Origin of the sequence: Halotia branconii CENA392, assembly GCF_029953635.1 — a bacterium.
In the GTDB taxonomy this organism is placed as follows: domain Bacteria; phylum Cyanobacteriota; class Cyanobacteriia; order Cyanobacteriales; family Nostocaceae; genus Halotia; species Halotia branconii.
The window spans coordinates 6,675,489-6,690,993 of sequence record NZ_CP124543.1 but is presented as its reverse complement, the minus strand read 5'-3'; the positions used below and the strand labels follow the sequence as shown (position 1 = coordinate 6,690,993).

Below are 15,505 nucleotides of genomic sequence, written 5' to 3'. Positions count from 1 at the left end.
ACGATATGAGCCAGGGCTGTTTCATTCCACAAAGGCAAGAAGGGGAGCATCCCACTTTTTTGAATGTCATTGCGAGCGAAGCGAAGCAATCGCAAAATCCTCCAACTAAGAGCGAGTCGATGCGATTGCTTCGTCGTTCCTCCTCGCAATGACAGTTATTATCTCATTGGAAAATAAAAACTGGGATGCACCCGGCAAGAAGTTTGTCAATATCATTAAAGAGAAATCTTTGAGTAATTGTAATGGAAGTATGACCATTACGACGGAGTATATTGATAGCGTTAGCGAAGCTTTGCCGAAGGCATCGCTCTCCAAAGGGAAAGATTTGCAGGACAATGTAATATCGTTTTTGCATTATTTAATAACTTTGGCAATGATTTATTTATGCAAAAATCGGCTGTAAATTTAAAACAAAGCCAGGGAGAACATCTTCACCAGATAAATTTTGCGGAGATTGTAAAATTTCCGGTGCTTGATTAGGGCGATAGATTATTACTTGTTGATCTTTAGGATTGATTAACCAACCAAGTTGTAAACCATTCGCTAAGTATTCCTGCATCTTGGCTTGAGTATCTTCCACATCATCAGTTTCAGAAACTAATTCCACTGCAAAATCTGGACACAGTGGAAGATATTTCTTTCTCTGTTGTGGTGTGATACCATTTCACGAAATTATTGATACAAATTACTTTTCTTACTCCCCCTGCCTCCTCTGCTTCCCCTGCTTGCCCAAATGTATCAACTTTAAAATTGCAAAGTTAAAGCAGTCATAATTAATTCTGCTCCACTAAAATCTAATTGCGTCAGCGAAGAGGCAGAGGTAAAAGAAACATCCCGCAAGTTAAATTCAATTTTTTTGAGGATGCTACAAAATTGTACATCACACTACCTTTTACGTGACTGAATATTTTTAAGATTCCTAAAAGTACCTGTTTTTATATTAGAGATTTTGGCATTTTGTATTCGTAGTAGTATTACTGTTTACTTAATAAATGGCATAATTGCTGTATTACTTCTAAAAATAGATATTCCAAATTATCCTGAATCGCTACTAATTTAGATGGAATAAAATTAAACCAAAGCATAAATTATTCAAAATAAATATATTTATTCAGCAGATTTCGTCATCCTTTTTCTGAAGTTAACCTGACTAGCTATGCTCCTAGATTTAGAAAGATTTTATCAAGCTTGTAATCCGAGCAGACCTCTAATGATAGGAAATGCTACCGATCGCCGATATTATATCGATTTTGCAGCGGTGCGGGGTGGCAAAATCATTGAGGCTCTACAACGCACGATCGCTCGGATATCGCCGAATACGCCTACCTGTCAACTATTTACAGGGCATCTCGGCTGTGGCAAATCAACAGAACTGTTGCGACTCAAAGCAGAATTAGAAGAACAAAAATTTCATGTAGTTTACTTTGAGTCTACCCATGTCTTAGAAATGGCAGATGTGGATGTGACTGATATTTTACTGGCGATCGCAGGTCAAGTCAGCGAAAGTCTAGAAGCGATGAGAATTAGACTCAAACCCAGCTACTTTACCAAATTGTTTGCTGAGGTTGTCGATTTTATGCAAACGCCAATTGAACTAGGGGTAGAAGCAGAGTTATCTGTGGGTATCGCCAAAATTACCGCCAAAACGAAAGAAAGTCCTCAACTGCGGCGGCGGTTAAGAGATTATTTAGAACCGCGCACCCAAAATATTTTGCAGTCAATTAATCAAGAACTGCTAGAACGTGCAAATCAACAACTTAAAGCTATAGGCAAAAAAGGATTAGTAGTAATTGTTGATAACTTAGATCGAGTAGCAATTCGTCCTTTACCATCCGGGCGATCGCTACCAGAATATTTATTTATTCAACGGGGCGAACAGTTACGCAAACTCAATTGTCATATAGTCTACACGATTCCTTTGGCTTTAACTTTTTCTAACGATAGCGCCGAACTTCAGCATCGCCTGGGAGGTGGAGTAGCCCCGAAAGTCTTACCAATGATCCCTGTGCGTCTGCGTTCTGGCGAAGTCTTCAATCAAGGGTTAGCAATGATTCGCCAAATGGTTTTAGCTAGAGCCTTCCCAGAAATTCTGCCTAGCGATCGCTTAAACTTAATTACAGAGGTGTTTGATAATTTAGCAACATTAGATCGGTTGTGCTTAATTAGTGGTGGTCATGTGCGCGACTTACTAGGGCTGCTATTTGACTGTCTGCGAGAACAAGATCCACCATTTGATCGCGAATGTGTGGAGTTAGTAATTCAAAGACAAAGAGACTACCGAGCTAATGCCATAGATCCCCATGAATGGGAACTCATATTTCAAGTTGTGCAACAGCAAAGGGTGAGAGGAGATATAGAATATCACACTTTATTGCGGAGTTTATTTGTTTTTGAATACCGCGATCATCAAGGAGCTTGGTTTGCCGTCAACCCCGTTTTAGAGGAAACGCAAAAATTTAAATCATGGTTGAACGACACCCACAAGCAAATATAACAGCAGCTAACGAAAAAGCTTTACGGAGTTTAGGGAGGGCAATTTCTCTATCTAGCGGTCAGTTTTCTGTGGTTTTAGTATGCTGCAACTATCGAGTTTTGCAAGAGCAAATACTGCAACAACTCACAGAAAGATTTTTAGGAACGCACTACATTCAAAAGGTAGTTTTACCTCACAACGCCAGAAGTCTTTATACAAGCATTCATTTACAAAGAATTACTGAAGATCGCCCCACATCAGCATTAATGGTTTTGGGTTTAGAGTTAGTAGATGAAATTGACGATCTACTGAGTTCCATCAATCAGATTCGTGATGAATTTCGTAAACGTCACCCATTCCCGATGATTTTATGGGTGAACGATCAAGTATTGCAAAAAGTAGTGCGTTTAGCGCCTGATTTCGCTAGTTGGGCGGCGACACCAATTAGATTTGAAATGACCACTCCTCAGTTGCTGCAATTTTTGCAACAAGAAACTGATTCTTTGTTTGCTAAAGTGTTGCCAACTGATGTTGTAAAAAATTCAAAAAATCAAATAGGTGATAATTACTCTACCTTAGAACAAGTTTGGGAACATAGCGATGAGCTTCAGTTTGCCATTGGAGAGTTGCACGATCGCGGTGTTACTTTAGAACCAGAATTACACGCTAGTTTAAAGTTTGTTTTTGGTCTTGACAATTATGTCAGCGATCGCATCAATATCGCTTTAAATCATTTCCGCCAGAGTTTGCAGATTTGGCAGCGTTTAGCCCAGCAAAATGAATTAGAAAATTATAGTCCCAGACTTGCAGATTCCTGGAGTGCAGAATTAGAAATTGTCAGCAATTATACTTCACCTTCACTCCGACAAGGAGTTTTGCTGTTTTATGTTGGCTTATGTTACTGTCGCCTAGCAGAGCAAAATCGCCCAGAAAATCGTCGCCATTGGCAAGCAGCTAAATCTTATTTTCAGCAATGTTTAAGTATTTTAAAAGTGGCTCAGCGTCCAGATATAGCTGCTGAATTTATTGGTCAACTTGCAGAAGTTTTACAACATCTAGAACAGTGGTCAGAACTACAGATTGTTGCTGAACAATCTTTAGAGTTGCATCAAACCTATGGCAGTCAAATTCAACTGGCTTGTGACTACGGTTTTTTGGCACAAGTTGCAGTGCAGGAGTCGCGCTGGGTACAGGCGAGTATATTAGCTCATGTATCTTTATTAAAATTAGAAGAGGCGCATAAGCATAGTGACCCCCATCACTGCTTATTTCCCTTACTATTGGCACAAGTTTATTATTTAATTTTAGCCAAAGCACAGCAAAATTTAGGCGAGCAAGAAGTAGCACGGACATATTTAGAAAAAGCTACCCAGGAATTACCAAAAGCTTTAGAAAATAGCACTCATCAATATGATGCCCATCGTTATATTAGATTGTTGCGGACATTGCGATCGCTTTATTTTGCAGCAGGTAGATATTTAGAGGCCTACTATATTAGACAAAAGCGACGTTCTGTAGAACAGCAGTATGGCTTTCGGGCTTTCATTGGTGCGGGGCGTTTGCAACCCCAACGCCAGGTAACAAACCCAGCCTTAATGTCTCCTTCTGGGAGTAGCAGTATTGCTCTAGAAATTGCCGCCTCTGGTCGAGAACGAGATATTAATAACTTAATTGGTAGAATTAGCCGCGCTGATCAAAAACTGACTGTAATTCACGGCCCTTCAGGGGTAGGAAAGAGTTCTACTGTCACAGCGGGTTTAGTGCCAGCATTACAAAATCGGGCAGTTGGCGATCAAATTGCCGTGCCTGTAGTTTTGCAAGTTTATACTGATTGGGTGCAAGCATTAGGCAAATCTTTAAGCGAGTCTATGTTTCATCTTCAAGAAGAAACAGTCATTGAAACTGAAGATTTACCTGACCCTACCAAACTTGTTAATATTACTGAAATTATCCAACAATTACAAGAAAATGCTAACAAACATTTGATTACAGTTTTAATTTTTGATCAATTTGAAGAATTTTTCTTTGGTTATAGCGATCGCCAGCAAAAGCAAGAATTTGATCAATTTATTAGTCAGTGTCTTAATATATCTTTTGTTAAAGTTATCCTTACCTTACGAGAAGATTATTTACATCGCTTATTAGAGTTTAAACATCTCTCTGCTTTAGAAGCAATTAATAATAATATACTAGATAAAAATATTCGCTATCAATTAAATAATTTTTCTTCAGAATATGCTAAAGCTGTCATTAGTAAATTAACAGGACGTTCTCAATTTAACTTAGAGCATGCTTTAATTGATGCTTTAGTTGAGGATTTATCAACAGAATTGGGAGAAGTCAGACCGATTGAATTACAAGTTGTCGGAGCGCAACTCCAAGACGAGCGCATTACTACCTTAGAGCAATACCAGCAATATAGACCGAATAAACTCATCGAAAGATATATTAAAGAACTGATTAAAGATTGTGGCCCCGAAAATGAACGAGCAGCATTACTAGTTTTGTATTTTTTAACCGATGAAAGTAACCAACGTCCTTTTAAAACTCGTGCGGAATTAACAGCAGAATTAGCTGAAATCGAAGATGCTGAAAAACTAGAATTAGTATTAGACATTTTAGTTAGTTCCGGTTTAGTGGTACTGTTTCCCGATATGCCGGAACGCTATCAACTCATTCATGATTATTTAGTAGATTTGATTCGTTACCTCCAACAACAAGAATCGAGTTTACAAGCTCAACTTAACCAATTGCGTTATAAAGTAGATCAAAGTCAATTAGAGATTGAACGACTCAAAAACGAACTCAGCGAAAACAAGCAGCAAGCTAAACTGATAAATATTCATCCCCAACAGGGATTGGATTTAGTTGCAGAATTACGAGAACTACGCAAGCGGGAAGAGCTAAGTCAGTTAGAAATTGAGCAATTACGAGCTGAACTCAAAGAAAAAGAATTAACTGCTCAATTAGCAGAAAGTCAAAAACAACAAAGGCTAAGTGAAGCGCGATTAAATCGGACATTAAAAATAGCGCTAACTGCTTCATTTCTAGCCATATTAGGGTTAAGTGTCTCTATCGTTACAGCAGTAGATAGTGAGATTAAAACTCTGAGTGTATCTAGTGAAGCCCTTTTTGCTTCCCAAAAAGGTCTTGATGCTTTAAAAGAAGGTTTAAAGGCAGGTAAAAAACTACAAAGTGCTGTATGGGTAGATGTCTCCACGAGAGAAAAAGTAAAGACGGCACTATATCAAGCAGTTTCCGGGGCGAGAGAATATAACCGTTTAGAAGGACATATATCTGGAGTAAATAGTGTTACATTTAGTAGCGATCGCTCTTTGATTGCCTCAGCAAGTGCAGATAACACAATCAAACTCTGGCGCTTTGATGGTAACTTGCTGAAAACTTTGTCGGGGCATGATGATGTAGTCAACAGCGTTACATTCAGTCCTAACGGTGAACTTATCGCATCTGCTAGTCAGGATAAAACGGTAAAACTCTGGAATCGAGATGGTGAATTGATTACTACTTTAATAGGTCATGAAGATGTAATAAATAGTGTCATTTTCAGCCCTGATAATCAATTTATTGCTTCAGCCAGTACAGATAAAACAGTCAAATTGTGGAGTCGAGATGGCAAATTACTCCACACATTCAAAGGGCATAATCTCGCAGTTTTAAGTGTAGCTTGGTCGCCGGACGGTCAAATTATAGCTTCCGCCGGTGCTGACAACAGCATTAAGCTTTGGCATCGGGATGGTCAGCTACTCAAAACTTGGGAGGGACATGAAGACGCAATTAAAAGTATCACTTGGTCGCCCAATAGTCAAATTATTGCCACTGCTAGTTTAGACAAAACTATTAAACTGTGGAATACCCAAGGTCAGCTATTAAAAACTTTGTCTGGTCATAGTGCAGGAGTTACTAGTGTCAGTTTTAGTCCCGATGGTAATACTATTGCTTCAGCCAGCACCGACGAAACGATTAAACTTTGGACTTCTCAAGGCGTACTGCTGGGAACTTTAAAAGGACATAATAATTGGGTCAACAGCGTTAGTTTCAGCCCTGATAATCGCACCCTGGCTTCTGCAAGTCGTGACAAAACTATCAAACTCTGGCATTGGGACGATGTGCTGCTAAGAACTCCCAAAGCTAATAACGACGACTGGATTACTAGTATTAGTTTTAGTCCTAGCGATCGCATTTTAGCAGCAGCAAGCCAAGACAAAACAATCAAACTTTTAAATCGGGATGGTAAACTGCTAAACACGTTAAAGGGTCATCAGGGTCAAGTTTGGGGTGTTAGTTTTAGTCATGACGGTCAGACTATCGCCTCGGCTAGTAGAGATAAAACGGTAAAGCTTTGGAGTCGTGACGGTAAACTACTCAAAACCTTGCAGGGTCATCAAGATGCAGTTTTAGGTGTAGCTTGGACACCTGATGGTCAAGAAATCGCTTCAGCTAGTAAAGACAAAACAGTAAAGCTTTGGAGTCGAGACGGTAAACTACTCAAAACCTTGCAGGGACATCAAGATGCAGTAAATTGGGTCAGCTTTAGTCCAGATGGTAAGCTGCTAGCTTCTGCTAGTGACGACAAAACGGTGAAGCTTTGGAATCAAGAAGGTAAATTACTACATACCCTAAATAGCCATAGTCGTCGAGTTAACGGTGTAGCATGGTCGCCTGATAGTCAGGAGTTGGCCTCAGCTAGTATTGATAGCACAGTCAAACTTTGGAGTCGGGACGGCCGTTTTTTAAGTAATCTTGTAGGGGATGGCGACAATTTCATTAGTGTTAGCTTTAGCCCAGATGGCAAAACTTTAGCAGCCTCCAGTGATAACAAAATCAGGCTTTGGAATCGAGAAGGAACTTTATTGATTGCTTTAAAAGGTGACAAAGAAGAATTAACCAGTGTCAGCTTTAGCCCTGATAGCAAGACTTTAGCTGCGGGTAGTGGCAATGGTACTGTAATTTTCCGTGAATTAGCAGATATTAGGCTAGAAAATTTAATAGCGCGGGGCTGCAATTTATTACAGGATTATTTACAGACTAACCCGAAAGTAACAAGAGGCGATCGCGCCTTGTGTTTTGGCAGATGATACTCAGATTTCATTTTTTTATTCACACTATGCAACAAGCTTCAGAATTTGGGCTTCTGCGGCTTCCAGAAAAGCAATAATTTGTTCTCGCTTCACTGTAAAAAATCCCTTTAGAAAATCATTAATAGATTCCCCTACTTTCAAATAATCCACTAAAGTCTGCACAGGCACTCGCGTTCCTGCGAAGACTGGCGTACCATTCATTAAATCTGGTGATGCAGTAATGATTGCTGACTGGCTCATTATCTCTCTTCTTGGCAACATTGCTAGGCTATCTCATTCTGATTAGAACTTACGCAAAAAAACTCTCAAATTCTCATTCCTCCCTTCGGGTGACGCGACGCTCCTGCGTCGCTACCGCTTCGCTATCGCAAGCTCGCTACCGCTGCGCTAACACAGTCACCTACGGAGGGAAACCCTCCCGCAGCGCTGTTTTACGTGTTCTCTGTGTCTGTGTGGTTCGTTTCTGACTCTTGCGGCAGTCATAGCGCTGCCTCCTGCCTCCTACTAAACTAACGTAATTACAGTTACCTCTGGTGGACAAAATAAACGTCCTGGTCGATAAGTTCCCAAGCCACGATTTACATATAACTGATTATCTGCAACTTGATGAAATCCCTGCGCCCACTCCCAATATCGCACTACTTTTGAACAATCTCCTAAGAAAAAGGGAACCCAACGCCGCATTTTTTTAGGTAATTGTTTCAGCATCTTTTTATAATGAAAAACTACAGGGCCAATACCTGGGATCACAATATGACCACCGTGGGTATGACCAGATAATTGTAGATCTACGCGCCACTGTGCCAATATTTTGGCTGTATCTGGGTTGTGAGATAAAACGATCCGGGGTATAGCTGGATTTAATTGCTTCATCACTGGTGCAGGATTAAACTCTCGTGACCAATAATCAGCCAATCCTACTAATGGTAATTCTTGCCCCAACGGGTAAGCAATTTCATTCCAAAGAACTTGAACTCCAATACGAGTAAATGCCTCTGTAACTTCCGCTTGAGAGTGACCGTAGTGTATGTCATGGTTGCCGAGTACAGCATAAATACCACAACGACTTTGCAGATGCTTGAGTCGTAATACAAGCTGATGAATTGGTGTAGGATCGTCAGTCACATAATCGCCAGTTAATACAATTAAATCTGGTTCGGCTTCATTAGTAGCAGCGATCGCATCTTCTAACATTTTTTCTGATAGCCGCAAACCATCATAGTGAAAATCTGATAATTGTACTAATCTTGTACCTTGTAAAGATGGGGCAAGTCCCGCAATCTTAACCGTTAATTTATCTACACTTAAACCACCCGTAAACAACCAGTGCATAATACGATAGATACTCCTCATACCAGCGCTTACAGCTTATCAAACATTAAAAGATATCTTGAATAAATGCAAAAATTTAATATTACATCAACTTGAAAAAAGAACACGATACATGCAACGTTGTCAACCCAGATTACATCTGAATTTTTTAATTACGAATTACGAATTACACAAATTACTCTCTGTGCCTCTGCGTGAGATAATTCAGCAACGCCATAAAAAACAATAACCCCCGCAAATGCAGAGGTTATTCACTAATCTTCCATTAATTGTATTAAAGATTTAAAACGGAGCGATCGCCAAACAAATTGCAGCTAAAATAGCGGCGATTATATAAAACACAGCAACTACTTGTAACTCTGACCAGCCGACCAATTCTAAGTGATGATGTAGAGGAGCCATTCTAAACAAACGCTTACCTTTACCATCTGGCCCTTTGGTAGCCTTGTAGTAACTCACCTGTGCCATCACAGAAAGAGTTTCTACAAAAAAGATCCCGCTGAGAATAAACAAAGCTACCAAGCTGTTTGTCAGCAACGCTACAGCCCCTAAAGCCCCTCCTAGCGCCAGAGAACCCGTGTCACCCATAAAAACGCGGGCTGGATTGCGATTATGAGCTAAAAAACCCAAACAACCGCCACTTAAAGCCGCACAGAAAGCCATTAATCCCAAAGATGCAGGGGCCACTAATGCGCCTAATGCCAGTAAAGCGATCGCTACTGTTCCTGCTGCTAAGCCATCAATGCCATCAGTTAAATTAGTTGCATTACTCTCAGCCACTAGAACAAAACCAGCCAAAGGCCAGAATAAAAAACCTAATGGTAATACCCAACCCACTCCAGGCAAAGCAATATTTGTAATATTAGCAGGTTGATTAAACATTAACCACAGACAAAACACTACTGCAAAACCAACTTGCAAAGCCAGTTTCATCCGGGGGGATATACCTTTATTTGACTTGCGGCGAAGAATTTGCCAATCATCAATCCAGCCAACAAACCCATAGCTAAGGGTCAAAGCCGAAACGGCAAGTACTTCTTTAGCAAAACCAGAACAGACGCAGGCAATGATCACAGCTACGGGGATAAAAAATATCCCCCCCATTGTTGGTGTCCCTGCCTTTTTTAAATGAGCTTGTGGCCCATCTTCGCGGATTATTTGCCCAGTTTTGAGTGCTTGCAACAACGGTATGACTACGTACCCCATAGCAGCCGCACTCACAGCACCCAACAATAGGGGTAGAGTCAGCGACATACCTTGAAAGGGTGATCTATTGCCCATCCAATCAAAATTTAATGCTGCTATGCTTAGCCCGGTGGCTAAACAAGAAGCTAAACCGATACCAGAAAAATTCAATCCTTGGTTAGGAGATAATTTAGCGTCCACGGAAATTTCCCTTCACTCCACACTTAAAAAACTGAACAGCAGGGACAATGAGATCACCAAATCTCAGCTAGCCTCAACAGGCTAATCTTCGCTTACAGTTGCATCATCGTCATCATCTAGGTCATAGTCGTTAATGCCATCTTCTCCACCGAGAAAATCTGAGATTTCTTCTTGATCTTCATTCCGAAAATCGCGTTCGTGAACTTCACGGGCTATGAGACGACCGTTACTTTGCAACCAGTCCAACAAAGAGGACTCTTGCTTTAAAGGGATTACAGTAGCTCGTTGGTTCCGAGGGGCTTCACGTAAGGGAGAATTTAACATACGACCAATACACAAGGAAATTTATGTAACTAGACATTAAGAAGTCTATCACTTGACACGGAAAAATTTAGTTATTCATACATTCAACTCGTGGGTTGATAAATCCGCAAGTTGGTAAAAATATTTTATTTAATAGTGGCAAGACAATTAGGAATAGATTCTGAGTAAATTGCACGGCTCTGTACATAGGACATTAATATCGACTTAATAGAGGTGATAGGTAATAGGCAATGATGGGAAAAGCGGATTTAATCGATGCGATCGCTGGTACTAATCGGGGTTTACTAGCCAGTGAGCAGCAAAAACAAGCTATCTTAGTGGCGATCGCCAACTTAGAAGACCTCAATCCTACACCATGTCCGGTGGAAGCAAGCAACTTGCTAAATGGCGATTGGCGATTACTATACACCACTAGCAGAGGCCTTTTAAACTTAGATCGCGTACCGCTATGTAAACTTGGTCAAATTTATCAGTGTATTCGGGTAAATACTACCAGCGTTTACAATATAGCTGAGATTTACGGCTTACCATATCTTGAAGGATTAGTCAGCGTAGCTGCGAAATTCGAGCCAGTTTCAGGTCGTCGCGTCCAAGTAAAATTTCAGCGGTCTATTGTTGGTTTACAACGTTTAATCGAGTACAGTTCACCGGAAAGCTTTATCCAACAAATTGAAGCTGGTCAAAAATTTACGGCAGTTGATGTCCCTATTAACAGCGATACACAACAAGGCTGGTTGGACATAACTTATATAGATAACGATCTGCGAATTGGCAGGGGCAACGAGGGTAGTGTGTTTGTTTTAAGCAAAACATAAGAGTTTTTTACATAGTGTATTTGCGAACGAACATAGTTGATTGTATGAACTTTGTCAAGCGGGGTGTGACCTCATTTTAGGTTTGGTATGCGAGGATTAGAACTACCAATAGAGGTAGATGGAGGCGGGGGGCAGGGAGCAGCACTTCGGCTTCGCGGTAGTTGAGCGCAGTCGAAACTCAGTGACCAAGGGCAGAGGGAATAAACAAGTAACTTTTGAGCGTTGAGTATTGATTGTTAACCAATTAGATAAATAACTTAATAAAGCCTCTAGCAGAGACCTTCAGGTTGTAGAGTGAAATCAATTAGCCCTGTATATTGGCGATTGATAACTAAAAGGGAAAATAATCATGGTTCAACGTGGTTCTAAAGTACGTATTCTCCGCCCAGAATCCTACTGGTTTCAGGATTTAGGAACCGTGGCTTCTGTTGATCAAAGCGGCATCAAATACCCAGTAATTGTCCGGTTTGATAAGGTAAATTACGCTGGTATCAACACCAATAATTTTGCCCCGGATGAATTAATCGAGGTAGAAGCACCCAAGGCTAAGCCAAAAAAATAAGCAGCAAAGCCTAAAAGGGATTATTTGATGAGATGATGAAGGGAAGCCTTAAGTATGAAGTATGAAACTTTCATTTCTTTCATCCTTCAACATAGCCTACTCTACTCCATAAGAAACCGACCTGCGGGTATTTACGGGTTCTTTTGAGTAATGTGGCTAGCTACCGATAGGTGTCTACATGCTTCTTTATCTTGTCTGCCCTGATCCCTAAAGTACATCAGATTGCTTGCTTAATCAGCTTAAATGCCTGAATTGCCTGAAGTTGAAACAGTCCGAAGGGGTCTAAATCAATTGACCCTCAACCGAGAAATTACGGGTGGAGATGTGTTGCTCAATCGCACCATCGCCTACCCGTTTTCTATTGGTGAGTTTATTGATGGAATTAAAGGAAGTAGCATTGCCACTTGGCATCGTCGCGGCAAATATCTTTTAGCTGAACTTAATTCATCTCTTGCCACTAGTTGGTTAGGAGTTCATCTGCGAATGACTGGTCAATTGCTGTGGCTGCATCAAGATGAACCATTACACAAGCATACGCGGGTAAGATTATTTTTTGGGGATCAACAAGAATTGCGCTTTGTTGACCAACGCACCTTCGGTCAAATGTGGTGGGTTCCCCCAGGTGTCGCAGTAGAAAGTATTATTACTGGTTTGGCAAAACTCGCGCTAGACCCATTTTCACCACAATTTACAGTAGATTATTTGGCTGCTAAATTACAAAATCGCCGCCGTCCGATTAAAACTGCATTATTAGATCAATCTGTGGTAGCAGGATTAGGTAACATTTATGCTGATGAAGCGCTGTTTAAGAGTGGAGTGTTACCAGAAACTTTATGTACAAATTTGCAGTTAAAGCAAATTGAGCGTTTGCGAAATGCAATTATTCAAGTACTGGAAACTAGCATTGCGGCTGGAGGCACAACTTTTAGTAATTTCCTCAATGTTAAGGGGATCAACGGTAACTATGGTGGTGTTGCCTTAGTTTACAACCGCATGGGAGAACCTTGTCGGGTTTGTGGTAATTTGATCCAACGGATTAAGTTAGGTGGTCGTTCTAGTCATTTTTGCCCCCAGTGTCAAACCTCTACGGGGAATTAAAAATTAAAAATTAAAAATTTAAGAACCCCACAGCGAAAAGTGGGTGCGTTATACCATTTCACGAAATTATTGATACAAATTACTTTTCTTACTCCCCCTACCTCCCCTGCTTCCCCTGCTCCACGGCAGTTGCTCCTGGGGGAAACCCCCAAGACCGCACTGCCTCCCCTGCTTGCCCAAATGTATCAACTTTAAAGTGAAACGGTATTACGGTTTCCGTGCGCCCAACTTTTCAAGACAGCGAAAAGTTCTGTGGAGGCAAGTTTACCGACTTGAGCGAACTGCCGTGAGCTTGTATCTTTATAATTGGCTGGTCAGCGTTAATTGAGTTTCGCTGATATTAATGTATTTGCATATTGATCACGAGCTAAGATCCTCTATGAAAACAATCTACAAATTTTTAGAGGACAACTCATGGCAGTCAAAAAAGGAGATATGGTTCGCGCTGTCCGCGACAAACTGGAAAATAGTACAGAAGCAAAAGCCAGTGATAATCGCTTTCCTGCGTATTTGTTTGAAAGTCAGGGCGAAATTGTAGATGTTAAAGATGATTACGCCCTTGTGAAGTTTGGAAAAGTGCCTACACCAAATATTTGGTTACGCTTAGATCAACTTGAAGAATTTAAGTAGTCTTCTGTTTTAAGGTTTGTAGTGAGTTAGCGCGGTGAAGCAGTGCGTTGGGCGGGTTTACCGACTTGTAGACGCTTCTGCGGCTACTCTGCGAGTTCTCCGAAGGAGTACCCGCAGGGTAGCAACTGCTGTAAAGCCTACGGCATAGCTGCGCTTAGAGCGTAGCGGTAGCGAGCTTGCGATAGCGAAGCGGTAGCGACGCAGGAGCGTCGCGTCACCTGTAGGGTCTTGGGGAGCCAGTCCGCCCTTGCGGGTTTCCAAGGCACTCCGTTGGGCGGGTTCCCCGACTTGTAGGAAGTGCCGCCAACTTATAGGAACTGGCGTGGTTTTCCCCATGAGCGATTAACGTAAAGGTTGCGGCATAACTTCAGAGCGCAGCGGTAGCGACGTTAAGAGCGTCTTAGGAACGTGGATTTATTAACTTACAATTCTTGCTTATCGGCTAGCTTGGCATTTAAAAGTCTTTAAACCAAGTTTTGCACTTTATTTAATCCACATTCTTTAAAAAAATCAGGACTAAAGTCTTTACTACAAACTGATTCATCCATCAGTTTAAACTTGACATACCATTAAGTCATGAAAGCATTCCCATAATATGATTTCTTCCTCTGACTCCCCGATTCTGTGTCGTTTACCTCGTGTAACTATTGTTGGCGCTGGTAGAGTTGGTAGTACACTAGCCCAACGTATTGCAGAGAAAAATCTGGCAGATGTGGTTTTGCTGGATATCGTTGAAGGAATGCCCCAAGGTTTGGCACTAGATTTGATGGAAGCTAGGGGAATTGAATTACATAATCGCCAGATTGTCGGTACAAACAATTATGCTGATACATCTGGTTCCCAAATCGTGGTGATTACCGCTGGACTTCCCCGTAAACCAGGGATGAGTCGGGATGACTTGCTAAAAACCAATGCCAAGATTGTTGTAGAAGCAGCAAAAAATGCGATCGCCTGTTCTCCCCATGCTATTTTTATAGTCGTCACGAATCCCTTGGATGTGATGACTTATTTAGCTTGGCAAGCTACAGGTTTGCCACGAGAGCGAATTATGGGTATGGCTGGGGTGTTAGATTCTGCCCGCTTTGAAACCTTCATCGCTCTAGAATTAGGGGTGTTACCTGCTGATGTTAAGGCGATGGTATTGGGTAGCCACGGCGATTTAATGGTTCCCTTGTCTCGTTATGCCACTGTCAACGGCATTCCGATTACAGAATTGTTGGATGTAGCCACAATTGAACGCTTGGTGCAGAGAACCCGCAATGGTGGCGCGGAAATTGTGGAATTAATGCAGACGGGTGGAGCATTTTTTGCCCCGGCTTCTGCTACAAGTGTGATGGTAGAATCGATTTTGTTGAATCAGTCACGGTTATTGCCTACCGCGACATATCTGCAAGGCGAATATGGTTTAGAAGATGTTGTAATTGGTGTTCCTTGTCGTTTGGGTTGCGGTGGAATTGAGAATGTCTTGGAATTAAATCTTAGTGATAGTGAAACAGAAGCTTTGCATACTTCGGCTCAATCTGTGCGTCAAAATATTATGAAGGCGCAAGAAATTTTGGCGATGAAATCATAATTTTAATAGAGCTTTTTATTGATAAGTTTGCTTTTGAATAAGCAGTGTTAGATCAATCTTCAAGAATTAAACTCAATACAGTTCTTTGAATTTCGTTGATTTTAGGACTTACGCACGTTCTACTAATTCTTGGCGTTCTTGGTGTCTTGGCGGTTCGATAAATTAAGCTTGTTAGCCATTTTTGTGTAAGTCCTAAATTTCCCCAACTCCCCT

12 protein-coding genes and 1 pseudogene are annotated in these 15,505 nt (G+C 41.1%); 7 read left to right on the top strand and 6 right to left on the bottom strand.

Annotated elements, in window-relative coordinates; translation table 11 throughout:
• Positions 1-382: 382 nt before the first annotated feature.
• Positions 383-658 (bottom strand): annotated as a pseudogene (locus tag QI031_RS29355) (Uma2 family endonuclease); the annotation flags it as partial.
• A gap of 498 nt (positions 659-1,156) precedes the next feature.
• On the opposite strand from QI031_RS29355, the gene QI031_RS29350 reads away from it, so the two are divergent.
• Positions 1,157-2,494, top strand: coding sequence for a P-loop NTPase fold protein (locus QI031_RS29350; protein ID WP_281483065.1), 1,338 nt, complete (start codon positions 1,157-1,159; stop codon positions 2,492-2,494).
• Positions 2,464-7,569, top strand: a complete 5,106-nt coding sequence (locus tag QI031_RS29345; protein WP_281483064.1) for a WD40 domain-containing protein — start codon at positions 2,464-2,466, stop codon at positions 7,567-7,569. Before QI031_RS29350 ends, QI031_RS29345 begins: the two co-directional genes overlap by 31 nt.
• A gap of 27 nt (positions 7,570-7,596) precedes the next feature.
• Here QI031_RS29345 and QI031_RS29340 read toward each other — a convergent pair whose 3' ends face one another.
• The 4 genes from QI031_RS29340 to QI031_RS29325 all read right to left on the bottom strand — a co-directional run bounded on the left by QI031_RS29340 (position 7,597) and on the right by QI031_RS29325 (position 10,614).
• Positions 7,597-7,815 carry a DUF433 domain-containing protein gene (locus tag QI031_RS29340; protein WP_281486153.1) on the bottom strand — a complete coding sequence of 73 codons (219 nt, stop codon included), beginning with the start codon at positions 7,813-7,815 and terminating at the stop codon, positions 7,597-7,599.
• A gap of 261 nt (positions 7,816-8,076) precedes the next feature.
• Positions 8,077-8,904 (bottom strand): metallophosphoesterase, encoded by an 828-nt coding sequence (locus QI031_RS29335; RefSeq protein ID WP_281483063.1) that lies wholly within the window; start codon positions 8,902-8,904, stop codon positions 8,077-8,079.
• A 282-nt stretch (positions 8,905-9,186) separates the two neighbouring features.
• Positions 9,187-10,290, bottom strand: coding sequence for a phospho-N-acetylmuramoyl-pentapeptide-transferase (gene mraY / locus QI031_RS29330; RefSeq protein ID WP_281483062.1), 1,104 nt, complete (start codon positions 10,288-10,290; stop codon positions 9,187-9,189).
• An 81-nt stretch (positions 10,291-10,371) separates the two neighbouring features.
• On the bottom strand, positions 10,372-10,614 hold the full coding sequence (locus QI031_RS29325; RefSeq protein ID WP_281483061.1) for a DUF3134 domain-containing protein: 243 nt from the start codon (positions 10,612-10,614) through the stop codon (positions 10,372-10,374).
• 230 nt (positions 10,615-10,844) lie between these two features.
• On the opposite strand from QI031_RS29325, the gene QI031_RS29320 reads away from it, so the two are divergent.
• The 4 genes from QI031_RS29320 (at position 10,845) to ndhO (ending at position 13,719) form a co-directional block, all read left to right on the top strand.
• Positions 10,845-11,429 (top strand): PAP/fibrillin family protein, encoded by a 585-nt coding sequence (locus QI031_RS29320; protein ID WP_281483060.1) that lies wholly within the window; start codon positions 10,845-10,847, stop codon positions 11,427-11,429.
• A 349-nt stretch (positions 11,430-11,778) separates the two neighbouring features.
• On the top strand, positions 11,779-11,991 hold the full coding sequence (locus tag QI031_RS29315) for a photosystem I reaction center subunit IV (RefSeq protein ID WP_281483059.1): 213 nt from the start codon (positions 11,779-11,781) through the stop codon (positions 11,989-11,991).
• Between the two features lie 243 nt (positions 11,992-12,234).
• Positions 12,235-13,089 (top strand): DNA-formamidopyrimidine glycosylase, encoded by an 855-nt coding sequence (locus QI031_RS29310; protein WP_281483058.1) that lies wholly within the window; start codon positions 12,235-12,237, stop codon positions 13,087-13,089.
• A 414-nt stretch (positions 13,090-13,503) separates the two neighbouring features.
• A complete protein-coding gene (gene ndhO / locus QI031_RS29305) occupies positions 13,504-13,719 on the top strand; it encodes an NAD(P)H-quinone oxidoreductase subunit O (protein WP_281483057.1) in 216 nt (71 codons plus the stop codon).
• A gap of 57 nt (positions 13,720-13,776) precedes the next feature.
• Here ndhO and QI031_RS29300 read toward each other — a convergent pair whose 3' ends face one another.
• The gene (locus QI031_RS29300; protein WP_281483056.1) at positions 13,777-14,055 is read right to left on the bottom strand and encodes a hypothetical protein; all 279 of its coding nucleotides are present in this window, start codon (positions 14,053-14,055) and stop codon (positions 13,777-13,779) included.
• Between the two features lie 259 nt (positions 14,056-14,314).
• Here QI031_RS29300 and mdh point away from each other — a divergent pair, with 259 nt between their 5' ends.
• Entirely contained in the window at positions 14,315-15,292 is a 978-nt protein-coding gene (gene mdh, locus QI031_RS29295; RefSeq protein WP_281483055.1) for a malate dehydrogenase, read from the top strand.
• Positions 15,293-15,505: the final 213 nt, after the last annotated feature.

What these genes read in the sequence shown, in the direction of transcription:
- QI031_RS29350 (WP_281483065.1), top strand. Translation starts at nt 1,157, where the DNA reads ATGCTCCTAGATTTAGAAAGATTTTATCAAGCTTGTAATCCGAGCAGA.
- QI031_RS29345 (WP_281483064.1), top strand. Translation starts at nt 2,464, where the DNA reads ATGGTTGAACGACACCCACAAGCAAATATAACAGCAGCTAACGAAAAA.
- QI031_RS29335 (WP_281483063.1), bottom strand. Translation starts at nt 8,904, where the DNA reads ATGCACTGGTTGTTTACGGGTGGTTTAAGTGTAGATAAATTAACGGTT.
- QI031_RS29325 (WP_281483061.1), bottom strand. Translation starts at nt 10,614, where the DNA reads ATGTTAAATTCTCCCTTACGTGAAGCCCCTCGGAACCAACGAGCTACT.
- QI031_RS29320 (WP_281483060.1), top strand. Translation starts at nt 10,845, where the DNA reads ATGATGGGAAAAGCGGATTTAATCGATGCGATCGCTGGTACTAATCGG.
- QI031_RS29315 (WP_281483059.1), top strand. Translation starts at nt 11,779, where the DNA reads ATGGTTCAACGTGGTTCTAAAGTACGTATTCTCCGCCCAGAATCCTAC.
- QI031_RS29310 (WP_281483058.1), top strand. Translation starts at nt 12,235, where the DNA reads ATGCCTGAATTGCCTGAAGTTGAAACAGTCCGAAGGGGTCTAAATCAA.
- ndhO (WP_281483057.1), top strand. Translation starts at nt 13,504, where the DNA reads ATGGCAGTCAAAAAAGGAGATATGGTTCGCGCTGTCCGCGACAAACTG.
- QI031_RS29300 (WP_281483056.1), bottom strand. Translation starts at nt 14,055, where the DNA reads ATGGGGAAAACCACGCCAGTTCCTATAAGTTGGCGGCACTTCCTACAA.
- mdh (WP_281483055.1), top strand. Translation starts at nt 14,315, where the DNA reads ATGATTTCTTCCTCTGACTCCCCGATTCTGTGTCGTTTACCTCGTGTA.